Here is a 21,381-nt window from a genome sequence, read left to right as displayed (position 1 = left end):
TAAGAGCCCTATTTTCATATTCATACGCATTAAATAACATTAACACAGCGCCCGTATCGCGTCAATGTTTTTCTGCACGAAAGATGAAATAGCCCTTCTTTTTAGCAGTCGTTTCAACGGTGAAGCCCAGTTCTTCAAGCTTTGCCTTCGTCGACGGCGCTCCCTGCTTTTTCTGAATCACAATTGTAAGCGTACCGCCCTGCTTCAGGACGTGCCACGCCTGTTCGTACAACCGGAAGACAACCTCCTTGCCAGCCCGGATCGGCGGATTGCTGACGATCATCGCAGCACTGCCGGCATCGAGCCCTTCCAGCAGATCCTGCTCCCGCACCTCGGCCCGGGCTGCTCCGTTTCGATCCGCATTGCGCCGGGACAGTTCCACGGAACGTTCGTTCACGTCGACCATGAGCACCGGTCGTTCCGGATACCAGACGGCTGCGAAAATTCCCAGCGGCCCCCAGCCGCAGCCGGCATCGATCAGACGCCCTTCCGCTGTCGGCTCTTCAAGCGATTCGAGCAGAAGTCGTGATCCAAAGTCGAGCCCGCCTTTGGAGAAAACGCCGCTGTCGACGGTAAAGGACAGCTCCGTGCCGCGGACGGACTCCTTGAGCTCCCGCGGGCTGCTCGCTGTCGACGGTTTTTTTGAGTAATAGTGATCTGCCATAGCAGTCCCTCCCAGTCATTCAGGGCCGAAGCCCTTCTGTTTATCAGCTGCACATCATGCACTTTTACAGTTATGAGAACAAACGTTCTTATTTGTTTTTATGCGCACAGTGCCGTGTCCCTGCACCGGCTGACCTTATGAGTATCGGGTGTATATCGCGCGGTCAGCCTGAATGTCAAAAAAGAACCCGCAGGAAATGAATTCCCGCGGGTTCCAAGCGTGCGTTGAACGCGATTACTTAACCGTGATCTTCGCTCCAGCTTCTTCAAGCTTCGCTTGCATTTCTTCAGCTTCAGCCTTTTCAACGCCTTCTTTAACTGGTGAAGGAGCGCCGTCAACAAGTGCCTTCGCTTCTTTCAGGCCGAGACCTGTGATTTCACGAACAGCCTTGATAACACCGATCTTGGAAGATCCAGCGTCTTCGAGTACTACGTCGAATTCAGTCTGTTCTTCAGCAGCTTCTCCTCCGCCGCCGCCTGCTACAGCTACCTGAGCTGCTGCAGATACACCAAATTCTTCTTCAATTGCTTTTACCAGGTCGTTCAGTTCGAGTACGGACATTTCCTTAACCGCATCGAGAATCTCTTGATTCGTCATGATTAAATTCCTCCTGTAAATAAGTTTTTATGCTGCCGGGCAGCTTTTTATGACGCGCTTTCTTCTTCGTTCTTGTCTGCCACTGCCTTGAGGCCGATCGCGAGTCCGCGGATTGGAGCCTGAAGTACGTTGGCAAGCATGGAAAGGAGTGCTTCCTGCGAAGGAAGTTCCGCCAGTGCTTTTACTTCGTCGAGAGACACAACTTTGCCTTCGATGATTCCCGCCTTGAGTTCAAGAGCTTCATGCTTCTTCGCAAACTCGTTGAGGATCTTGGCTGGTGCTACAACATCGTCATAGCCGAACGCAATTGCAGTAGGGCCTGCAAGCTGCTCATCGATTCCAGTCAGTTCTGTCTGTTCTGTCGCGCGGCGTACCATTGTGTTCTTGTACACCTTGAAGTCGATTCCGGCTTCACGCAGCTGCTGACGCAGTTCCGTTACTTCTGCCACGTCCAGTCCGCGGTAGTCTACAACGATTGTAGACTGGCTTTCTTTCAGTTTCCCGGCGATTTCTTCCACGATGCTTTGTTTCTGCTCAATTACACTGCTCATCTAGATGACACCTCCTATGCCTGAAGCTGTTCATACCGTCCGTGTTCCAGCCCAATAAAAAGGGCTTCCTCACATAGACGCAAGGAAGCCGCAGGTCGTCCTGGGCAAACTACTGCCCGGACTGTATCTGGTGCAAACCTCGGCAGGACGTTTAAGCCCGAAGGCTCCTGCTGTCTACGGTATGATTTATTTATTCACAACTGACAGTATAACGCGCTCAACAGGCTTCGTCAACTACAGTTTGAATTCGTTTGTTGATACGCGTACGCCAGGTCCCATTGTTGCAGCAACGGAAAGGTTGCGCAGGTAGGTACCTTTTGCAGCAGCAGGCTTTGCCTTCATGATAACATCCATCATCGCACGCAGGTTTTCTTCCAGCTGCTGTTCGCTGAAGGAAGCTTTCCCGATCGGTACGTGCATGTTACCAGTCTTGTCGGCACGGTATTCTACCTTACCAGCTTTGATTTCTTCAATGGCCTTTGTTACGTCGAATGTAACAGTGCCTGTTTTCGGGTTCGGCATGAGGCCGCGTGGTCCGAGAACACGTCCGAGCTTACCAACCTGAGCCATCATGTCCGGAGTAGCTACGACAACGTCGAACTCCATCCAGCCCTGGCTTACTTTGTTAATCAGGTCTTCTTCTCCGACAAAATCAGCGCCGGCTGCTTCTGCTTCCTTTGCCTTTTCGCCTTTAGCGAATACAGCAACGGTCTGGGTTTTACCCGTTCCGTGTGGAAGAACAACAGCTCCGCGGATCTGCTGGTCGGCTTTCTTTGTGTCGATTCCAAGGCGCGCAGCCATTTCGATTGTTTCATCGAAGTTGGCTGTTGCAGTCTGCTTTACAGCTTCCACTGCTTCTGTTACACCGTAGTTCTTCTCACGGTCAATAACTTTCAGTGCATCTTCGTACTTTTTGCTGAACTTAGCCAATGTTTTTTCCTCCTCGTTGTGGTTTTAGCGGTTAAACCTCCCACTAATAAAGGTTGCGAACCTGAACGTGTCAGGCAGGACAGCGTCCTTTACTCGCAACCTCATTGACCGGTTATGGTCTCTACATTAGTCTTCGATCGTGATACCCATGCTTCGGGCAGTACCTTCAACCATACGCATAGCTGCTTCTACATCAGCTGCGTTAAGGTCAGGCATCTTTGTTTCCGCGATTTCGCGTACTTGATCACGTCCCACTGTTGCAACTTTCGTCTTGTTCGGCTCACCGGAACCGGATTCGATTCCTGCGGCTTTCTTAAGAAGAACAGCTGCTGGCGGAGTTTTCGTGATGAATGTAAAGGAACGGTCCTCAAATACAGTGATTTCAACTGGAATGATAAGACCTGCCTGCTCTTGAGTCTGAGCGTTGAATTCCTTACAGAAGCCCATGATATTTATACCTGCCTGACCGAGTGCTGGCCCGACCGGCGGTGCTGGGTTTGCTTTACCAGCTGGAATTTGCAGTTTTACAACCTTAATAACCTTCTTTGCCACGCGACACACCTCCTTAAGTCCGTGATGTGGTAAACCGAGCGATTGCTTCCGCTCTCCCACTCAAAAAAACCTGCGTATTCGCAGGAAAAACGTGAACAGCATGTCCACGTTCATTAGCAACATTCAAATTCTATCACTTCACTACAAAATTGACAAGGAGTTTTTGTGATCCTATGATAATTTTTCAACCTGCGTGAAGTCCAGCTCTACCGGCGTTTCGCGGCCGAACATGTTGACCGTTACCTTCAGCTTTTGCTTTTCGGCTGAAATGTCTTCGATCGTGCCGACGAATTCTGCAAACGGTCCTTCCTTCACTTTGACAGCTTCCCTCAGCTCGAAATCAACTTCCTGCTTCGGTGCTGCCACACCCATTTGACGCAGGATGGCTTCTGCTTCTTCGGGCAGGAGCGGCGTCGGCTTTGATCCGGCACCGGAGGAACCGACGAATCCGGTAACACCAGGCGTGTTGCGCACAACGTACCAGGAATCATCTGTCATCACCATTTCTACAATGACGTAGCCTGGAAATACTTTTTTGGAAACCTGCTTTTTCTTGCCGTTCTTTACTTCTGTCTCTTCCTCTACAGGAACGAGTACGCGGAAGATCTTATCGACCATGTCCATGGACTCGACCCGCTTTTCAAGGTTTGTCTTCACCTTGTTTTCGTAGCCGGAATACGTGTGTACTACATACCAGTTTTTCTCCATAAGAATCAGGGGGTGCCCCCGTATTCCCTCCTCCTACCGGTGCGATCCGGGAATCTGTTAGTTCGTGATCAGCTGGAGCAGTGATGAAATAATAAAGTCGGAAATTGCGAAGAAGATGGCTATGAATGTGACTGTTGCAACAACAATCCCCGTGTAGCGCTTCAGCTCTTTTCCGTTCGGCCACGTAACGCGCTTCATTTCCGCTACGACCTGCTTCAGAAAGACTGCCGGGTTTTTCGTCGTCTTGGTGTTTTCCGCCATGCCGGACACCTCCATTTCCTTTTAGCTCCCCGCTGTGTCAGCCGGATGCCGTATTTCCCACTGCACCGCCGTCACTTTGTTTCGGCGTGCATCGTATGTGATCCGCAAGTCTTGCAATATTTCTTTATCTGGAGCCGCGTCTGGCGGCTGTCGGTTGATTTCGTCGTCCAGTAATTACGGCTGTTGCATGTCTGGCAGGCGAGAGCGACCTTCATCGGCTCTCCCTCCTTTTAGCTGAACTGCTTACATACTAAACGAACTTATCACAGGAAACAGCGGCGTGTCAATGCTTCTCCGGGATTCCGGACAAACGAAACGGCACCTGCCGGATCGTCGCTCGTCCGGAGGTGCCCGCAGGTTTACGTAAATTTAACTTCCTTCAGTTCCACATACCGTTCGAGCTTCCGCTTGACCCGCTGCAGGGCATTGTCGATCGACTTGACGTGGCGCTCCAGATCCTCGGACATCTCCTGATATGTTCTGCCGTCCAGATACTGCATGAGCACCTCGCGCTCCAGCTCACTGAGCATCTCGCCCATTTTGGATTCAATATCGGAAAATTCTTCCCGGTTGATCAGCAGCTGCTCCGGATCGGTTACCCCGTGTCCGCAAAGGACGTCGAGCAGCGTTCGTTCTGATTCTTCATCGTATATCGGCTTATCGAGAGATACGTAGGAATTCAGCGGAATATGCTTTTGACGTGTCGCCGTTTTGATCGCGGTGATGATCTGTCTCGTGATACAGAGCTCCGCAAAGGCGCGGAAAGAGGAAAGCTTATCTGCCTGAAAATCACGGATCGCCTTATAGAGACCAATCATGCCTTCCTGCACAATATCCTCGTGATCGGCGCCGATCAGAAAGTAGGACCTTGATTTAGCGCGTACAAAATTCCGGTATTTCGTAATCAGGTATTCGAGCGCGCCGCTATCTCCCTCCCGGACAAGACGGACGAGTTTCTCATCCTCAATGTCACGATAGTGCTGGTGCATGCCAGTTTCCATAAGATGTACAGCCACGGCGATCCCTCCGACCTGTCTTTAGTGAAAGTCGTACGCAAATTCCGGTTTTCGTGGTGCAGGACTCCTGATAGTAACGTTAAGTATACTAGATAAAAAAGGAAATCGTCAAGGTGTTATCGCTTTCCTCTGCGCCATTTTTCAAAAATTTCTGCCATTTCCTCGTCAATCGGCAGCTTCGTTTTGACCTTCTTCTGCTTCGTTTCCGCTACGCTCTGCTGAATCCCTTTTTCAATTTGCTCCACCTCGGTACGAAGCTCGCGGGCCGACTTGCGGTAGGCGCCGCTTGCGAAAATCACCCGCTGCTCGACAAAGTCGGAAGTTGCGACGTAAATCTGGCGGTCGACCCGCTTGCGTTCAATGACGAGCTTTTCGATCCGCTCATCCGCTGTTTCTTTTTCTTTTGTAAAGACAATATCGAGATCGTAGTGCCGGTACTTCTTACCGGTGCCGGGAACCATATGAGCGTCAAATACAATCGTGACGCTCGTTCCCGTATAGGCCTGATACTCGGCCATCTTTTCAATGAGCAGGTCGCGCGCACTTTCCAGATCGGAGTCGGATAGAGCCTTCAGCTCCGGCCAGTCTCCGATGATGTTGTAGCCATCCACGAACAAGTACGCTTTTCGCATCGGTTATGCCTCCCCGGCTACCGTGCGCCGGCGGAATACTTCATACATCAGCAGCGATGCCGCGACCGATGCATTCAGCGAAGTAACCTTGCCGAGCAGAGGAATCTGCACGAGAAAATCACACTTTTCTTTGACGAGCCTGCTCATGCCGCGTCCTTCACTGCCGATCACAAGCCCGACCGGCATGTCGAGGTCGACGCTCCGGTAGTCCTCGCGTCCGGACGCGTCCGTTCCGACAAACCAGAGGCCGCGGTCCTTCAGCTCATCCATCGTTTTTGCCATGTTCGTCACGCGCACGACCGGTACGTATTCAATCGCACCGGCCGATGCTTTGGCAACCGTCGCTGTCAGGGCGGCTGCCCGGCGCTTTGGGATAATGACTCCGTGCGCACCGGATGCATCCGCTGTGCGGAGAATCGATCCGAGGTTGTGCGGGTCCTCCAGTTCATCCAACAGAAGAAAGAACGGTGCTTCGTTCTTTTTCTCCGCACGCTCAAACAGAGTCTCCATGTCGGCATATTCAAATGCGGCGAGAAACGCCAGCACCCCCTGATGAGCCTTTCCATTTCCGGCAATCTGCTCGATCTTCTGCTTCGGCACGTTCTGCAGCTGCACCTTTTTCTCCCGGCAGAGCTTCTGAATCTGGCTGATCTGTCCTTTTGCGGTATCTGCCACGAGTACTTTATGAACCGTACGGTCTCCCCGCAGGGCTTCCAGTACGGGGTTTCTTCCAATGACGTAATCGGTATCCTTCATGATGCTCCCTCCTTTCCTTCTGCAATTGTCAGGGCAGCAGCCGCAATTTCATCCAGCCGCTCGTCCTGTCCGGTCACGTACAAATAGCCGATGAGCGCCTCAAACGCCGTACTGCTTTGATAAACGGACCGTTCGGTATGTTTTGGAATCGTACCCGATTTGGCATTGCGCCCGCGGCGGACGACCGCTTCTTCCTGCTCCGTCAGCACATTTTGTTCATACAGTTTTTCCAGAATGCGCGACTGGGACTTCGCTGATACATAGGCTGTCGCTGCTTTATGAAGACGATTTGGCTTTACGCCGCCTTTAACGAGCAGCCGATAGCGGACGTAGGTTTCGAATACGCCGTCTCCCATGTAGGCGAGCGCCAGAGCATTCAGCTGCTCAGGCTCGCGGATCGTTTCATTCAGCTTCATGCGTCTCCCCGCTTCCAGCGAGTGCCCTGCGGTGTATCCTCTAACAAAATATGCTTTTCTTTTAATTCGTCCCGGATCTCATCTGCCCGGGCGAAATCGCGATCGTCTCTCGCCTGTTCACGCTCGGCTATCAGCGCCTCGACTTCTTCATCAAGCAGCTCTTCCGCTGTGCCCAGCTGCATGCCGAGCACGTATCCCATGTCGTCGAACTGCTGGAGAAACGCCTTCAGCACGGAGGTGTCTGTCTGCTTTTCCTGCAGGTACAGGTTCGCCTGGCGGACAAGGTCAAACAGAACGGCAACTGCATTGGCGCTGTTTAAATCATCATCCATCGCCTCGGTAAAACGTGATTCGTGCTCCGCGATCACCCGCTCCCACTTTTCTGTCTGCAGGCCGAGATCGGCTGCTGTCTCAAGGCGGTGCTGCACGTTCTGATACGTCGTTTTGATCCGCTCAAGCGAGGCGGCCGCCGTATGCAGCTGCTCGTCGCTGAAATTAATCGGGCTCCGGTAGTGCGCGTTTACGATAAAGAAGCGCACGACTTCCGGGTCAAATGTCCGGATGATGTCGTGAACGAGGATAAAGTTCCCGAGTGATTTGGACATCTTTTCGTTATCAATATTAATATAGCCGTTGTGAATCCAGTAGTTGGCCATCGGCTTTTCGTTCAGTGCTTCAGACTGGGCAATTTCATTCTCATGGTGCGGGAACGATAAATCCTGGCCGCCGGCGTGGATGTCGATCGTATCACCGAGATACTTCTTCACCATCGCCGAGCACTCAATGTGCCAGCCCGGGCGTCCTTCGCCCCATGGACTCGACCATGAAATTTCTCCCGGCTTTGCTGTTTTCCAGAGGACGAAATCGAGCGGATCCTCTTTTTTATCGCCAACGTCGACGCGGGCTCCTGCCTGCAGGTCGTCAATGGACTGATGCGAAAGCTTCCCGTAGCCGTCAAAGCGGCGAGTGCGGAAATAGACGTCTCCCTGAGATTCGTAGGCATAGCCTTTTTCAACGAGCTTATGGATAAACGTGATGATATCATCCATCGTATCTGTTACCCGCGGGTGCAGATCGGCTTTTTTGACGCCGAGTGCAGCTGTATCTTCATGGTACGCATCAATGAAACGTTCGGCGATCTCCATCACGTCGCCGCCGATTTCTTCCGCTGCTTTAATGATTTTATCGTCGACATCGGTAAAGTTGGATACGTACTGCACCTCGTAGCCCCGGTACTCAAAATAGCGGCGGACCATGTCGAACACGACAGCCGGGCGTGCATTGCCGATATGAATATAGTTGTAAACGGTCGGACCGCAGACGTACATTTTAATCTTGCCGGACTCGATCGGTTCAAACGTTTCTTTCTTTCGTGACAGGGTATTGTAAAGCTGAATCGCCATATGCTGGCTCACACCTTCCTTTTTTCTGCTTCCTCTTTTTCGTGCTTCAGCTCGCGCACTTCCCGCTTAAGCCGGATCATTTCTTTTTCCAGCTGCCTGAACTTATCTGCGACAGGGTCGGGCAGGTTGATATGGTCAAGATCATCATCCACCTTGATGCCGTCCTGGACGACAATCCGTCCCGGAATACCGACGACCGTTGAATTCGGCGGCACTTCCTTCAGTACAACGGAGCCGGCTCCGATCCGCGAGTGCTTTCCGATGCGCATTGATCCGAGCACTTTCGCACCGGAGGCGACGAGCACGTGATCCTCCAGCGTGGGGTGGCGCTTGCCTTTTTCCTTTCCGGTCCCGCCGAGCGTTACCCCTTGAAAAATGGTAACGCTGTCTCCAATTTCACACGTTTCCCCAATGACAACGCCCATCCCGTGGTCAATGAACAGGCGCTGGCCGATCGTCGCGCCGGGATGAATTTCAATTCCGGTAAAAAAACGACTGACCTGCGATAAAAAGCGGGCGAAAAAATACAGCTTCTTCTTCCAGAGCCAGTGCGCGGCACGGTGCGCCCAGACGGCATGCACACCGGAGTACGTCATGATTACTTCCAGCCTGTTGCGCGCGGCCGGGTCGCGCTCCAGGACGACATCGACATCATTTTTCAGCGTGGTAAACACCGGCATTCCCTCCTCTCGCTACTTGCACTTCAGGCTGCATGCGCCTGTTAATCGGTACGGCGTGCGGCCGTCTTTCTCTGTCCAGACGATCATCTGATCCTCCGATGAAAAAAAGCGTCTTTGTGCCGCATTGGCACAGAGACGCTTTGTAAAAGCGCGGTTCCACTCTGCTTGAAGGCACGGATGCCTCCCGCTTTTTTCCGCTTCGACCGTTGACGGTGATCCGGGTGCATTTCCAAACTGACGGCCTGATCCGCTTCCAGCCGCGGCGGATCTCTCTGGGAAAGCGTCTGTTTGTACTTCGTCCGGGGACGGTCTTGTTTAATTATGCATCTGCCAGCAGCGTGTCGAGGCGCTTCAGCACCTTGTCACGGCCGAGCAGAACGATCGTTTTTGGTAAATCGGGTCCGTGCATCTGGCCTGTAACAGCCACGCGCACCGGCATAAACAGCTTCTTGCCTTTATGCCCGGTTTCCTTCTGCACTTCCTTCAATGCGGCTTTGACAGCATCCGGCTCCCACGTAAGTTCTTTCACCTTCGTCCGGAATGCATCAAGAACCTCCGGCACCTGCTCTTCATCGAGCACAGCCTTTGCGTCTTCATTATAATCGATCTGTTCCTTAAAGAACAACTCTGTAAGCTCTACAATTTGCGCACCGTAGCTCATTTTTTCCTGATGAAGCGTAATCAGATCATATGCCCAGTGGCGCTGCTGCTCGCTCATGTTTTCCGGCAGCCGTCCTGCTTTGACGAGATGCGGGAGCGACATCCAGACGACGCGGTCAGGATCTGCCTGCTTCATATACTGGTTGTTCATCCACTCCAGCTTTTGTGTATCAAACACTGCCGGGGCCTTGATCACCCGGTCGAGACGGAACTGTTCTGCAAGTTCCTTCAGCGACAGCATTTCCTCTTCGCCGCCTGGAGACCAGCCGAGCAGGGCGATAAAGTTCACGATCGCCTCCGGCATGTAGCCAAGCTCCCGATACTGTTCCACAAACTGAATGATCGACTCGTCACGCTTGCTCATCTTTTGACGATCCTGGTTCAAAATGAGCGACGCATGGCCAAACACCGGCGTTTCAAATCCGAGCGCTTCATACAGCAGCACCTGGTTCGGTGTATTCGACAAATGTTCTTCACCGCGGATAACGTGTGAGATTTTCATCAGGTGGTCGTCGATCGTTACCGCAAAATTGTACGTTGGAATGCCATCCTGGCGCACGATAACAAAGTCTCCGATTCCGTTCGAGTCAAACGTCACGTCGCCGCGGACTTCATCCTGTACGACGATTTCCTGGTCGGACGGTACAAGAAAACGGACGACAGGCTTCCGTCCTTCAGCTTCGTATGCCCGCTTCTGTTCGTCAGTAAGGTTGCGGTCGCGGCCGCTGTACATTGGTGTCTCTCCACGGGCGCGCTGCTCTTCCCGCTCTTTTTCAAGCTCCTCCTGCGTCATATAGCAGTGGTAGGCTTTCCCTGATTCCAGCAGCTGGTCCACGTAGGTTTGATACAGCTCCAGACGGTCCATGCTTTTATAAGGACCGTATTCTCCGCCTTTATCGACGCTTTCGTCCCAGTCGATGCCGAGCCACTTCAGGCTTTCCATCAGTTTTTCAGTGGCCGTATCCACGTTTCGTGCCTGATCGGTATCTTCAATCCGGAGAACGAATGTGCCTCCGTGATGGCGTGCAAATAAGTAGTTGAACAATGCCGAGCGTGCCCCTCCAATATGGAGGTGACCGGTCGGACTCGGTGCAAACCGCACGCGGATGTCGTTGCTCATATCCGTGATCCCTTCCTCTCTCAATAGCATCTTTTCCTATTTTATCATGCCTGGCATCAGGCTTTAACCCTTTTCGGGTACAAGCAGGATTACCGCCTGGGAGGCAATGCCCTCTCCGCGTCCGGTAAATCCGAGCTTTTCTGTCGTCGTCGCTTTCACGTTTACTTGGCCTGGATCTGCTTCAAGCAGTTCCGCAATTCGTGCCTGCATCTGCGGCACGTACGGAGCCATCTTCGGCTTCTCGGCCATGATGGTACAGTCGAGGTTGCCGAGCCGGTAGCCGTGCCGCTTAATGATCCCCCATACGTGCCGGAGCAGCTCCGCTGAATCCGCTCCTTCAAAGGCCGGGTCCGTATCCGGAAAATGGCGGCCAATATCTCCTTCCGCAACTGCTCCAAGAGCCGCATCTGCTACGGTGTGGAGCAGCACGTCGGCGTCCGAGTGTCCGGCCAGTCCTTTTTCATAGGGAATGTCAATGCCGCCTAAGATAAGCGGGCGCCCCTCTGTAAGCTGGTGTACGTCAAATCCTTGTCCAATCCTCATTCCAACGCTTCCTTTCGATAACGGATGACCGCCTCAGCAAAGACGAGGTCTTCCGGAGTCGTCACTTTAAAGTTTTCGTAATCACCTTCCACAATCGCCACGCTGCCGCCGTTGCGCTCAACAAGGCTTGCATCATCCGTGCCGATCCATTCTCCATCTTCTGCAGCCTGGTGAGCATCCAGTATCACCTCGTAGCGAAATGCCTGCGGCGTCTGAGCGCCCCAGAGCAGAGAGCGGTCGGTCGTCTTTTCAATGATGCCGTCTCGCACTTCCTTTACGGTGTCTTTTACCTTTACGGCCAGAATTGCCGCGCCGTGCTCAGCTGTGCGAACAGCAAGCCGGTGCAGCTGCTCCTGCCTGACGAACGGACGGGCGGCATCGTGAATAAACACCAGACCAGATCCGTCACCGGACTCTGCGCCTGCGCGGATGCCGGCACGAACGCTGTCCTGCCGCTCCTTGCCGCCCTCCACGTAGCGAATCGGCGTCAAGCCGTGCCACGAGCTCAGCATGCGGCGGATGTCCGCTTCCTCCTGCTTGTTAATGACGAGCAGGATTTCCGTGCACAGCGAATCCTCCTCAAACACACGAAGCGTGTGCAGGAGAAGGGGGTCGCCGGCTATACTCAGAAACTGTTTGTTTCGTCCTGCCTGCATGCGCCGGCCCTGGCCGGCAGCAAGCAGTACGGTCTGGTACGTTTGCATCTGCATCTTCCTTCTTCAAACTCAGTCTAGGTTCAGAGGGCCTTTTCCACCGGCTTCGGCTTGGCAAAAATCATGCGTCCGGCTGACGTCTGCAGCACGCTGGTAACGATGACCTCTATTGTTTCGCCGATGTGGTTCCGGCCGCCTTCCACGACGATCATCGTGCCGTCATCAAGATAGGCAATGCCCTGATTCTGCTCTTTGCCATCCTTGATCACCTGCACCGGCATTTCTTCACCAGGCAGGACGACCGGCTTGACGGCGTTGGCAAGATCGTTAATGTTCAGCACCGCGACACCCTGCAGGTCGCATACTTTGTTCAGGTTGAAGTCATTGGTAACGACAAAGCCGTCCAGCAGCTTCGCCAGTTTAACGAGCTTGCTGTCCACTTCCTGAATATCGTCAAAGTCGCCCTCGTAAATCTCTACTTCCACGTCGAGCTCTTTTTGCATTTTGTTTAAAATATCCAGCCCGCGCCGGCCGCGGTTCCGCTTCAGCACGTCCGAAGAATCAGCGATGTGCTGCAGCTCTTCCAGTACAAACTCAGGTACAAGCAGCGTTCCTTCGAGAAAGCCGGTGCTGCAGATATCTGCAATTCTTCCATCAATAATGACGCTCGTATCGAGGATTTTCAACCGGTAGCGGTTTGCTTGTTCCTCCGCATTATCTTCCAGCTTCTTCTCACTCTTATTCTGCGCCGTGCGCCCGAGTGTAAACAGGCCCATGAGCTCCTCGCGCTTCTGGAACCCGATCCGCGCACCGAGATACCCCATAAAGAGCGTCAGGAGAATTGGCACAACAGAGCTTACGATCGGAATTTCCAGGCTGATCAGCGCCACGGTGATCAAGTAGGCAAGACCCAGTCCTACAAACAGGCCCATCGATCCAAACAACAGATCTGTCACGGGATATTTCATCAGGGATTCTTCAACATACCGAATGGAGTGGACGATGTTATCGGTGAACCAATAAAGAGAAGAAAAGAGAATGATTGCACCTAGCAGAGACCCGAATAACGCGCCTGTTGACCATTCCGGCAGCTGTTCAAACGGCAGGCTTGCAATTAAGTCCGGCATAAACAAATAACCGAGCACCCCGCCGATAAACACGATCACCAGCTGTACTATTTTATGCAGCATGTTATCACCTCCTTATCATCAATATAGACAAAAACATCTCCGCTGAACCAAAAGCGGACCGTTTCACAACTATTTACATATTTTACCCGTTAAATGTGCCTGTCGATGAACAGCTGCTCCTGCAGCCTAGTTAATCCGTCCTTAATCTTTTTCGCCCGCGCTTCCCCGATGCCATCCACGTCATCCAGCTCCTCCTGTGAGGCCCGCGTAATGTGCGGAAGCTGTTCAAACCGGCTGATCAGGTTTTCAATAACCATCACCGGCAGCCGCGGAATTTTGCTTAAAACCCGGTATCCTCTCGGAGCAATTGGATATTCAGACAGATTGACGATTTTGCTGTAGCCGAGCAGCTTCACGATGACGTTATCATCGAGCAGCTCTTCGTTGCTCAGCCGCTTCAGCTTGCGCAGCGTTTCCTTCGGGCTGTAGTCGGCTTCCTTCATGTAGTCCTTGATTAGAAGCAGTGCCTCCTGCTCGGTGTTCATGACAAGCTCCTCGAGCTGCATCGAGATCAGTCTTCCTTCATCACCGAGCTCGTTGACGTAGTTTAAAATTTCTCCCTTGATGCGAAGCACCATCTCGATCCGGTGCATCACCTGCGAAACCTCCGAAAACGTTACAAGCTCCTCAAACTCCAACGCCCCTAAATTCGTGATGCTCTGATCCAGGACGGACTGATATTTCTCCAGCGTTTGAATGGCCTGATTCGCTTTAGTGAGGATCACGCCGATATCCTTGAGCGCATAGCGGTAGGCACCCTGGTAGAGCGTGATGACGTTCCGGCGTTGGGAAATCGAGATGACGAGGTTCCCGGTCTGCCGGGCTACCCGCTGTGCTGTCCGGTGACGAATCCCCGTTTCGGTAGAATCAATCGTATTATCCGGCACAAGCTGGGTGTTGGCATAGAGAATGCGGCTCCCGTCCTCGCTCAAAATAATCGCTCCGTCCATCTTGGCCAGCTCATACAAGTAGGCCGGTGAAAAATCGGTGTTGATGAAAAAGCCGCCGTCGACAATGTTCATCATCTCATTATTGTATCCGAGGACGATGAGTCCGCCGGTGCCTGCCCGGAGCACGTTATCAATGCCTTCCCGGAGCTTCGTACCCGGCGCGACGAGCCTGAGTACATCGTTTATAAAGTTTTCGTCATAGCTCGAACGATGGTGTTCCACGCGTCTTCCCTCCTAACGTCACTTCCAGCGCCTCGCTTACCGTGCGGACACCGGTTACCTGTATGCTGCTCGGGGGCTCCCATCCTTCCAGGCATTTCGCCGGGACGATCACCCTCGTAAATCCAAGCTTGGCCGCTTCCTGAACACGCTGTTCAATCCGGGAGACACGGCGGACTTCGCCGGTTAGTCCCACTTCCCCGATGATGACATCTCCCGGCTCGGTCGGTACATCCCGGAAGCTTGATGCAATCGCGACGGTGATCGCGAGGTCGATCGACGGCTCATCCAGCTTGACGCCGCCTGCCACTTTAATATACGCATCCTGGTTCTGCAGCATCATGCCGACCCGCTTTTCCAGTACGGCCATAATCAGCGAAATCCGGTTATGGTCCACGCCTGTCGCCATCCGCCGAGGATTTCCAAAGCTTGTTGGAGAAATGAGCGACTGAATTTCTACGAGAACCGTTCGCGTGCCCTCCATCGAGGCGACAACAGCAGAGCCTGCAGCTCCGGCCGACCGCTCTTCGAGAAAGATTTCAGAAGGATTCAGCACCTCTTCCAGTCCGCTTTCTTTCATCTCAAAAATACCGATTTCATTCGTTGAACCGAACCGGTTTTTTACGGCCCTTAAAATACGGTACGTATGATGCTGCTCTCCTTCAAAATACAGCACCGTATCGACCATGTGCTCGAGTATACGAGGTCCGGCAATGGCTCCCTGCTTCGTCACGTGGCCGACGAGAAAGATGGCAATCCCCTTCGTTTTGGCAATACGCATAAAGGATGACGTACATTCCCGCACCTGCGAGACGCTCCCCGGTGCACTCGTCACATCCTCTAAATGAACCGTTTGAATGGAGTCAATGATCACAAGAGCCGGCTCCATTTCCTCGATGACACGTTCAATGACCTGCACGTCCGTTTCAGCGAGAACGAGCAGTTCATCCTCCTCGATTCCAAGACGATCTGCCCGCAGCTTCGTCTGCCTGACAGATTCTTCTCCCGATATGTACAAAACGCGTTTCTTATGAGAGGCAAGCATAGCCGACACCTGCAGCAGCAGCGTCGATTTCCCGATTCCCGGATCCCCGCCGACAAGCACCAGAGACCCCGGTACAATTCCGCCGCCCAGCACCCGGTTCAACTCGTCAATGTGAGTGCTGCTGCGCGCTTCTTCCCGGCGTTCGATCTTCGTGATTGGCTCAGGCTTTACTTTTCTCGGCCCGTCAGACGTCACAAATCCGCGCCGCTTCGTTTTCGGCGCTGCTTCCATTTCTTCCACGAGCGTATTCCACTGCTGACAGCCCGGACATTTTCCCATCCATTTTGTAGATTCATACCCGCATTCCTGACAAACAAATTTCGTCTTCTGCTTGGCCATATGTGTCCTCCTTTGCCGTTTTATCTCCTGCCCTTTATTTTAGCATGAAATCAGGCGTGAGCGCGCCTCTCACGCCTAAAAAGCCGGTATATCCCTGTTTTTAACCCGCAGCAGCCGCTACGGGTTAAAGGTCGTTTCTTTTTTCCGCTTCGGCCTCTTTTTACGCGGGAAGGCCGTCAGTTCAATCAGCACATACAAAACGAGGACAATGATATAAAAATTAATCCCAAATCCGGCGGCAGATACGAACAGTCTGTAAATGAAAAGTCCTGCAACGAAAGCTGCGGCCAGTGCTAAAAGTGAAAGCTGGAGTCGCTGAATCACGAAAATCCCCTTTCCCAGGCTGTGGCTTCTCTATAGTTTCTCCTTCGACACACCGCCCGGCGCTTCCTGCCGCTGCTAAAAAACGGTAAAAAAGATGCCCCGGATTCCGGTCCGGGACATCGTTCTCGTATAGAGATTTTACACCGTTTCTTCTGCTTCGGCAGTCGTTACGTAAAACTCACCGTCGCGAATACCGAGCTTTACTTTTTTCCCTTTCGAGATGTTGCCTTTCAGCAGCTCCTCGGAGAGGCGGTCTTCCACTTCTTTTTGAAGGGCCCGGCGGAGCGGTCTCGCTCCATATTCCGGATCGAAGCCTTCGTCAGCGATTTTCGCCTTCGCTGCGTCCGTCAGCTCAAACTCAATGCCCTGCTCTTTAAGACGCTTTTTCAGTGCATCAGCCATGAGCGTCACGATCTGCTTAATGTGCTGCTTCTCAAGCGAATGGAAGACGATGATTTCGTCGATCCGGTTCAGGAACTCTGGACGGAACGACTTTTTAAGCTCGCCCATCACTTTGCCCTTCATGTCCTGGTACTTTTCGCTTTCCTTTTGAGCCGTAAAGCCAAGGCTCTTCTCCTGGCGCAGCACGCTTGCTCCGACGTTGGACGTCATGATGATCGCCGTATTACGGAAGTCCACGCGCCGCCCTTTGGAGTCTGTAAGGAACCCGTCTTCAAGCACCTGAAGCAGAATGTTAAAGACTTCCGGGTGTGCCTTCTCGATCTCGTCCAACAGAATAACGGAGTACGGCTTGCGGCGGATCTTCTCTGTCAGCTGGCCGCCTTCTTCATGGCCGACATACCCTGGAGGTGAACCGACAAGACGGCTCGTCGTATGCTTCTCCATGTATTCGGACATATCGATTCGCACGATCGCATCCTCGTCACCGAAGAGGGATTCGGCGACAGCACGGGCGAGCTCCGTTTTACCGACACCGGTCGGTCCAAGGAAAATAAAGGAGCCGATCGGTCGCTTCGGATCTTTCAGGCCGGCACGGGCGCGGCGTACCGCTTTGGATACGGCCGTAACTGCTTCATCCTGACCAATAACACGTCCGTGAAGAATTTCTTCCATGCGCAGCAGACGGTCCGTCTCTTCCTCTGCCAGCTTGCTCACCGGAATCCCGGTCCAGGTAGCTACGACGGAAGCAATATCCTCGGTTGTTACTTCCGAATTTTCCTGCCCTTGCTTTTCTTTCCATTTATCCTTCAAAGACTCCAGCTCTTCGCGCAGCTTCTGCTCATTGTCGCGCAGCGAGGCTGCTTTTTCGAACTCCTGGCTTTGCACGGCTGCATCCTTTTCCTTGCGAAGCTCCTCCATCTCCTGCTCTTTCTCCTTCAGGTTCGGCGGAGCGGTGTACGAACGCAGGCGCACTTTGGATCCCGCTTCATCGATCAGGTCAATTGCTTTGTCCGGAAGGAAGCGGTCGGAAATGTAGCGGTCCGACAGCGTGACTGCAGAATCAATGGCCTCATCGGTGATTTTGACACGATGGTGGGCTTCATAGCGGTCACGAAGACCGGATAGAATCTGCTTCGATTCTTCCACCGTCGGCTCGTTTACTTGAATCGGCTGGAAACGGCGCTCAAGCGCAGAGTCCTTTTCAATATATTTACGGTACTCATCCAGTGTCGTCGCACCGATACACTGCAGCTCACCGCGTGCCAGCGACGGTTTCAGAATATTGGAGGCATCAATCGCGCCTTCTGCGCCGCCTGCCCCGATCAGCGTATGAAGCTCATCGATAAACAGGATGACGTTTCCGGCCTGACGGATTTCCTCCATCACTTTTTTCAGGCGGTCCTCAAATTCACCTCGGTATTTCGTTCCGGCTACAACCGTTCCCATATCGAGCGTCATAACCCGCTTGTTACGGAGAATCTCCGGCACTTCATTATTGACGATCTGCTGCGCCAGTCCTTCAGCGATTGCTGTTTTACCAACACCCGGCTCCCCAATGAGCACCGGATTGTTCTTGGTGCGGCGGCTGAGGATCTGAATGACGCGCTCTATTTCTTTTGACCGCCCAATAACCGGGTCGATCTGCTCCTCTTTAGCAATGGCCGTTAAGTCACGGGCGAGACCGTCAAGCGTCGGCGTGCTTGCATTTGCTGCTCCGGAGGTTGCCTGCTGCTGCTGATTGTTTGCCTCGCTGCTTCCAAGCAGCTGCAGTACCTGCTGTCGGGCTTTGTTCAGGCTGACCCCGAGGTTATTAAGCACTCTCGCTGCCACACCTTCTCCTTCACGAATAAGGCCGAGCAGGATGTGCTCTGTACCGACATAGGAATGACCAAGCTTTCGTGCCTCATCCATAGACAGCTCAATGACTTTCTTCGCTCGCGGAGTGTAATGAATCTGCTTTGTTACTTCTTCTCCGCGGCCGATCAGGTTTTCCACTTCAGTCTGAATTTTTTCAGCACCGAGGCCGAGGCCGGTCAGCGCTTTTGCTGCGATTCCTTCCCCTTCCCGAACCAGACCGAGTAAAATATGCTCTGTTCCTATATTGCTGTGGCCGAGACGCGCTGCTTCTTCCTGCGCTAAGGCCAATACCTTCTGGGCTCTTTCCGTAAATCGTCCAAACATCATCTACTTGCACCTCCATCATTATTATCTGTCTCTTCTTCCATCTGCAGCCGTTCCCGAATGAGAGAGGCTCGGCGCTGGTCACGCTCGGAAGCGGAGAGCGCTGCCCCTGCATACTGCTGCAGAAAGCCGGGCTGCGTCATCACCATCAGCTCGTTTAAAATGCTTCCCTTTACTTGCTCAATAATACCCATATCGATGCCGAGCCGTACGTCCGACAATCGTTCCATCGCTTCTTTCGTTTCCATCGTGCGGCTGTAGAGCAGGGCTCCGTAGGAACGGTATATCCTGTCCTCCAGCTTCAGCAGCGAGTTCTGCGCCAGCTGTTCACGTGCTGCACGCTCATGCTGAATCATCTGGGAAACGACGCTGCTGAGGTCCTTAATGATTTCTTCTTCTCCCTGTCCGAGCGTCGTCTGATTGGAAATTTGATACAAATTACCGAGCGCTTCACTGCCCTCGCCGTAAATTCCTCGTACGACGAGTCCCAGCTGATTAATCGCAGGCAAAATCCGGTTCAGCTGGTTCGTCAGCACGAGCGCCGGAAGATGCATCATAACCGATGAACGAAGCCCGGTGCCAACATTGGTTGGACAGGAAGTCAAATACCCTCTTCGTTCATCAAAGGCGAAATCAAGCTCTTCTTCAAGCCAGTCGTCTATCAGTTCCGCATGCTTTAACCCTTCTTCCAGCTGAAATCCGGAGAGCAGACATTGGATGCGGAAATGATCCTCTTCATTGACCATCACACTGATCGATTCATCCTCACTCAGCAGCAGACCGCGCCCGGCGGCTTCGCCTGTCAGATTCGGACTCATTAAATGCTTTTCCACGAGCACGCGCTTCTGATTATCACTCAGATCTTCCATTCGCAGCAGAGAAAACGGCCCGAACGGATCGCGGTTTGTTTCGTGGCAGACAGCACTCGTCTGTTCCAAAATCGACCGCAGCTGCTCTTCCTTTGCCACAATCGGAAATGGAACGTCCGCGAGATTTCGCGCCAGACGGACTCTGCTGCTGATCGCGATGTCCGCCTCCGGTCCCTCGTTTTTCATCCAGGGACTGATCGCATCATTCATAAAAGACTGAAGCGTCATGATGCATCACCTCCCTTTTTCTGAACGGTTTCCTCCAGGCTGCGGATTTTATCCCGTGTCTCTGCCGCCTGTTCGAATTCCTCTGCCTCAATTTGTTCCTGCATCTGCTGTTTCAGTGTCTCAATCTCCCGGTAAACGTGCATGTCCTTCCCTCTGCGCTTTGGAATTTTTCCGCCGTGTGCAGAATTGCCTCCATGGATGCGCTTAAGTACTGGATCGAGTTTCTTGTCGAAGTACTGGTAACAGTCCGCACAGCCAAATCGGCCAATGTCAGCGAACTGCTTATACGTCATGCCGCATGACTCACATCGCAGCTGCGGCCGCGGTTTCTGCGTGGAGCGCTGCTTGGCAGTCTGGGAAAAAGGCTGGTTCGCATCAAGCAGTCCCGACAGAAGCTGATGAATCGAAAAGCTTTTGCCGCCAGGCAGATACTCACCCTTATCCTTGGCACATACCTCACAAATATGAAATTCGGTTTTTTCCCCGTTTATAATTTTCGTAAAATGAAGGGATGCTTCGCGTTCCCCGCACTCTTGACAAAGCATGCAGATCCCTCCTTCACAGGTTCGATAATTTATACTTTAACGTTCTGATTAATGCCACCATCAGCTTCGCACGAAGCTGGTCGCGTGCAGGAAGCGGAACTGTGAGCACTTCCCGGTCCATGACGGCCTTCATCAGCTTTGCCTCCCGTCCTGTGACGGCTTCCTCTTCTTCCAGCCGGCCAATAATCCCCTCGGCTGCCTGCTGGCTGAGCTGAGTGCCGATTAATTCAATCAGCCTGTCATATAAGTCAACGTGATCGGTCAGTTCCACCTTAATGATTCGGATGTAGCCTCCTCCTCCGCGTTTGCTTTCCACGACGTACCCTTTTTCCTCGGTAAAGCGCGTACGGATCACGTAATTAATTTGGGAGGGGACACAGTCGAACTGGTCGGCCAGCTCACTACGTTTAACTTCAATTAAAGCCTGCTCATTTCCTTCTATTATCTGCTTTAAATACTTCTCAATTACATCTGAAATATTCCTCATGGCATCATCCCTCTCTTTCGTGCCAGGCAGACACCCGGTGATATATGCACACTATCTGACTTTGACTATATTTGACTATAATTATATAAAAGAACCGTCTAAAACACAACTAAGACGTTCAGACAAACATGCAGCCACCGTCGGATGGATGAAGCCGTTTCTTTCTATTCCACATTCAGTCGCTTATTAATCGTCGTTTTTAACGTTTGGATTGGATTGATAGGAAGCTGCGCCGTAAGGCATCGAATGGCGCGAGCCAAGCGTTTTTTATAAAAAATCGTAATAAGGGAATTGACGAGGTCCACGCAAGATGTGACCGGCTTTAACAAAAGAAAAAGAACAGGATCTGGAGCACAATGCGCTGATTATCTGGCATCATGGTACGAAGAAAAATCGAAGAACGCAAAAAAAGAGGGTGCCGCCCGGGAACCAGGGTCTGGTTCCGGGAGACACCCTCCGG

General features: G+C 52.6%; 25 protein-coding genes and 1 other annotated feature. All 25 genes read right to left on the bottom strand.

The annotated features are described in order from the left end of the window. Positions 1 to 61 precede the first annotated feature (61 nt). The gene (locus ACFO4L_RS08930; protein WP_377909338.1) at positions 62 to 664 is read right to left on the bottom strand and encodes a class I SAM-dependent methyltransferase; all 603 of its coding nucleotides are present in this window, start codon (positions 662 to 664) and stop codon (positions 62 to 64) included. A 234-nt stretch (positions 665 to 898) separates the two neighbouring features. Next, positions 899 to 1,261: a 50S ribosomal protein L7/L12 gene (rplL, locus tag ACFO4L_RS08925; protein ID WP_377909337.1), complete on the bottom strand. Its 363-nt coding sequence runs from the start codon at positions 1,259 to 1,261 to the stop codon at positions 899 to 901. Between the two features lie 47 nt (positions 1,262 to 1,308). Continuing rightward, entirely contained in the window at positions 1,309 to 1,812 is a 504-nt protein-coding gene (gene rplJ / locus ACFO4L_RS08920; protein ID WP_377909336.1) for a 50S ribosomal protein L10, read from the bottom strand. A 47-nt stretch (positions 1,813 to 1,859) separates the two neighbouring features. Next, positions 1,860 to 2,010 (bottom strand) — a sequence feature (ribosomal protein L10 leader region). Between the two features lie 36 nt (positions 2,011 to 2,046). Next, entirely contained in the window at positions 2,047 to 2,742 is a 696-nt protein-coding gene (gene rplA, locus ACFO4L_RS08915) for a 50S ribosomal protein L1 (protein ID WP_168004283.1), read from the bottom strand. A 126-nt stretch (positions 2,743 to 2,868) separates the two neighbouring features. Continuing rightward, the gene (gene rplK, locus ACFO4L_RS08910) at positions 2,869 to 3,294 is read right to left on the bottom strand and encodes a 50S ribosomal protein L11 (RefSeq protein ID WP_377909335.1); all 426 of its coding nucleotides are present in this window, start codon (positions 3,292 to 3,294) and stop codon (positions 2,869 to 2,871) included. Positions 3,295 to 3,465: 171 nt separating this feature from the next. Then, positions 3,466 to 4,002: a transcription termination/antitermination protein NusG gene (gene nusG, locus ACFO4L_RS08905; protein WP_377909334.1), complete on the bottom strand. Its 537-nt coding sequence runs from the start codon at positions 4,000 to 4,002 to the stop codon at positions 3,466 to 3,468. Between the two features lie 57 nt (positions 4,003 to 4,059). Beyond that, entirely contained in the window at positions 4,060 to 4,263 is a 204-nt protein-coding gene (gene secE, locus ACFO4L_RS08900) for a preprotein translocase subunit SecE (protein WP_168004280.1), read from the bottom strand. Between the two features lie 71 nt (positions 4,264 to 4,334). Further along, on the bottom strand, positions 4,335 to 4,478 hold the full coding sequence (rpmG, locus tag ACFO4L_RS08895; RefSeq protein WP_377909333.1) for a 50S ribosomal protein L33: 144 nt from the start codon (positions 4,476 to 4,478) through the stop codon (positions 4,335 to 4,337). A gap of 144 nt (positions 4,479 to 4,622) precedes the next feature. Next, positions 4,623 to 5,264 (bottom strand): RNA polymerase sporulation sigma factor SigH, encoded by a 642-nt coding sequence (sigH, locus tag ACFO4L_RS08890; protein WP_168004535.1) that lies wholly within the window; start codon positions 5,262 to 5,264, stop codon positions 4,623 to 4,625. Between the two features lie 131 nt (positions 5,265 to 5,395). After that, positions 5,396 to 5,911, bottom strand: coding sequence for an NYN domain-containing protein (locus tag ACFO4L_RS08885; RefSeq protein ID WP_377909332.1), 516 nt, complete (start codon positions 5,909 to 5,911; stop codon positions 5,396 to 5,398). Positions 5,912 to 5,914: 3 nt separating this feature from the next. Beyond that, complete coding sequence (gene rlmB / locus ACFO4L_RS08880) at positions 5,915 to 6,667, bottom strand: 23S rRNA (guanosine(2251)-2'-O)-methyltransferase RlmB (protein WP_168004277.1); 753 nt, start codon at positions 6,665 to 6,667, stop codon at positions 5,915 to 5,917. Beyond that, positions 6,664 to 7,065 (bottom strand): Mini-ribonuclease 3, encoded by a 402-nt coding sequence (locus ACFO4L_RS08875; protein ID WP_377909387.1) that lies wholly within the window; start codon positions 7,063 to 7,065, stop codon positions 6,664 to 6,666. Before ACFO4L_RS08875 ends, rlmB begins: the two co-directional genes overlap by 4 nt. Positions 7,066 to 7,079: 14 nt before the next feature. Beyond that, positions 7,080 to 8,486, bottom strand: coding sequence for a cysteine--tRNA ligase (cysS, locus tag ACFO4L_RS08870; RefSeq protein ID WP_377909331.1), 1,407 nt, complete (start codon positions 8,484 to 8,486; stop codon positions 7,080 to 7,082). Positions 8,487 to 8,494: 8 nt separating this feature from the next. Beyond that, on the bottom strand, positions 8,495 to 9,160 hold the full coding sequence (epsC, locus tag ACFO4L_RS08865; protein WP_168004275.1) for a serine O-acetyltransferase EpsC: 666 nt from the start codon (positions 9,158 to 9,160) through the stop codon (positions 8,495 to 8,497). A 325-nt stretch (positions 9,161 to 9,485) separates the two neighbouring features. Further along, positions 9,486 to 10,946, bottom strand: a complete 1,461-nt coding sequence (gene gltX, locus ACFO4L_RS08860; RefSeq protein WP_377909330.1) for a glutamate--tRNA ligase — start codon at positions 10,944 to 10,946, stop codon at positions 9,486 to 9,488. A gap of 63 nt (positions 10,947 to 11,009) precedes the next feature. Continuing rightward, positions 11,010 to 11,489, bottom strand: coding sequence for a 2-C-methyl-D-erythritol 2,4-cyclodiphosphate synthase (ispF, locus tag ACFO4L_RS08855; RefSeq protein ID WP_377909329.1), 480 nt, complete (start codon positions 11,487 to 11,489; stop codon positions 11,010 to 11,012). Then, positions 11,486 to 12,193: a 2-C-methyl-D-erythritol 4-phosphate cytidylyltransferase gene (gene ispD, locus ACFO4L_RS08850; RefSeq protein ID WP_377909328.1), complete on the bottom strand. Its 708-nt coding sequence runs from the start codon at positions 12,191 to 12,193 to the stop codon at positions 11,486 to 11,488. Before ispD ends, ispF begins: the two co-directional genes overlap by 4 nt. A gap of 32 nt (positions 12,194 to 12,225) precedes the next feature. Then, entirely contained in the window at positions 12,226 to 13,332 is a 1,107-nt protein-coding gene (locus ACFO4L_RS08845) for a PIN/TRAM domain-containing protein (protein ID WP_377909327.1), read from the bottom strand. Between the two features lie 89 nt (positions 13,333 to 13,421). Next, positions 13,422 to 14,504 (bottom strand): DNA integrity scanning diadenylate cyclase DisA, encoded by a 1,083-nt coding sequence (gene disA, locus ACFO4L_RS08840; RefSeq protein ID WP_377909326.1) that lies wholly within the window; start codon positions 14,502 to 14,504, stop codon positions 13,422 to 13,424. Further along, a complete protein-coding gene (gene radA, locus ACFO4L_RS08835; RefSeq protein ID WP_377909325.1) occupies positions 14,479 to 15,885 on the bottom strand; it encodes a DNA repair protein RadA in 1,407 nt (468 codons plus the stop codon). Before radA ends, disA begins: the two co-directional genes overlap by 26 nt. A gap of 117 nt (positions 15,886 to 16,002) precedes the next feature. Further along, entirely contained in the window at positions 16,003 to 16,209 is a 207-nt protein-coding gene (locus tag ACFO4L_RS08830; protein ID WP_377909324.1) for a hypothetical protein, read from the bottom strand. A 138-nt stretch (positions 16,210 to 16,347) separates the two neighbouring features. After that, positions 16,348 to 18,795 (bottom strand): ATP-dependent protease ATP-binding subunit ClpC, encoded by a 2,448-nt coding sequence (gene clpC / locus ACFO4L_RS08825; protein WP_377909323.1) that lies wholly within the window; start codon positions 18,793 to 18,795, stop codon positions 16,348 to 16,350. Continuing rightward, positions 18,792 to 19,889, bottom strand: a complete 1,098-nt coding sequence (locus ACFO4L_RS08820) for a protein arginine kinase (RefSeq protein WP_377909322.1) — start codon at positions 19,887 to 19,889, stop codon at positions 18,792 to 18,794. Before ACFO4L_RS08820 ends, clpC begins: the two co-directional genes overlap by 4 nt. After that, positions 19,886 to 20,434 carry a UvrB/UvrC motif-containing protein gene (locus ACFO4L_RS08815; protein ID WP_377909321.1) on the bottom strand — a complete coding sequence of 183 codons (549 nt, stop codon included), beginning with the start codon at positions 20,432 to 20,434 and terminating at the stop codon, positions 19,886 to 19,888. Before ACFO4L_RS08815 ends, ACFO4L_RS08820 begins: the two co-directional genes overlap by 4 nt. Positions 20,435 to 20,447: 13 nt before the next feature. After that, entirely contained in the window at positions 20,448 to 20,921 is a 474-nt protein-coding gene (locus tag ACFO4L_RS08810; RefSeq protein WP_377909320.1) for a CtsR family transcriptional regulator, read from the bottom strand. Between the last annotated feature and the right edge of the window lie 460 nt (positions 20,922 to 21,381).

The organism is Bacillus daqingensis (assembly GCF_042654445.1).
Taxonomy (GTDB): domain Bacteria; phylum Bacillota; class Bacilli; order Bacillales; family Salisediminibacteriaceae; genus Alkalicoccus; species Alkalicoccus luteus.
Note: the sequence above shows the minus strand (reverse complement) of the source record. Positions and strands in the feature narration are given on the sequence as shown.

Coding starts and splice junctions, on each gene's coding strand:
- cysS (WP_377909331.1), bottom strand. CDS start 8,486: ATGGCGATTCAGCTTTACAATACCCTGTCACGAAAGAAAGAAACGTTT.
- ACFO4L_RS08845 (WP_377909327.1), bottom strand. CDS start 13,332: ATGCTGCATAAAATAGTACAGCTGGTGATCGTGTTTATCGGCGGGGTG.
- secE (WP_168004280.1), bottom strand. CDS start 4,263: ATGGCGGAAAACACCAAGACGACGAAAAACCCGGCAGTCTTTCTGAAG.
- ACFO4L_RS08885 (WP_377909332.1), bottom strand. CDS start 5,911: ATGCGAAAAGCGTACTTGTTCGTGGATGGCTACAACATCATCGGAGAC.
- rpmG (WP_377909333.1), bottom strand. CDS start 4,478: ATGAAGGTCGCTCTCGCCTGCCAGACATGCAACAGCCGTAATTACTGG.
- gltX (WP_377909330.1), bottom strand. CDS start 10,946: ATGAGCAACGACATCCGCGTGCGGTTTGCACCGAGTCCGACCGGTCAC.
- rplJ (WP_377909336.1), bottom strand. CDS start 1,812: ATGAGCAGTGTAATTGAGCAGAAACAAAGCATCGTGGAAGAAATCGCC.
- ACFO4L_RS08820 (WP_377909322.1), bottom strand. CDS start 19,889: ATGACGCTTCAGTCTTTTATGAATGATGCGATCAGTCCCTGGATGAAA.
- ACFO4L_RS08810 (WP_377909320.1), bottom strand. CDS start 20,921: ATGAGGAATATTTCAGATGTAATTGAGAAGTATTTAAAGCAGATAATA.
- clpC (WP_377909323.1), bottom strand. CDS start 18,795: ATGATGTTTGGACGATTTACGGAAAGAGCCCAGAAGGTATTGGCCTTA.
- ACFO4L_RS08930 (WP_377909338.1), bottom strand. CDS start 664: ATGGCAGATCACTATTACTCAAAAAAACCGTCGACAGCGAGCAGCCCG.
- rlmB (WP_168004277.1), bottom strand. CDS start 6,667: ATGAAGGATACCGATTACGTCATTGGAAGAAACCCCGTACTGGAAGCC.
- ispD (WP_377909328.1), bottom strand. CDS start 12,193: ATGCAAACGTACCAGACCGTACTGCTTGCTGCCGGCCAGGGCCGGCGC.
- ispF (WP_377909329.1), bottom strand. CDS start 11,489: ATGAGGATTGGACAAGGATTTGACGTACACCAGCTTACAGAGGGGCGC.
- sigH (WP_168004535.1), bottom strand. CDS start 5,264: ATGGAAACTGGCATGCACCAGCACTATCGTGACATTGAGGATGAGAAA.
- rplL (WP_377909337.1), bottom strand. CDS start 1,261: ATGACGAATCAAGAGATTCTCGATGCGGTTAAGGAAATGTCCGTACTC.
- nusG (WP_377909334.1), bottom strand. CDS start 4,002: ATGGAGAAAAACTGGTATGTAGTACACACGTATTCCGGCTACGAAAAC.
- ACFO4L_RS08815 (WP_377909321.1), bottom strand. CDS start 20,434: ATGCTTTGTCAAGAGTGCGGGGAACGCGAAGCATCCCTTCATTTTACG.
- radA (WP_377909325.1), bottom strand. CDS start 15,885: ATGGCCAAGCAGAAGACGAAATTTGTTTGTCAGGAATGCGGGTATGAA.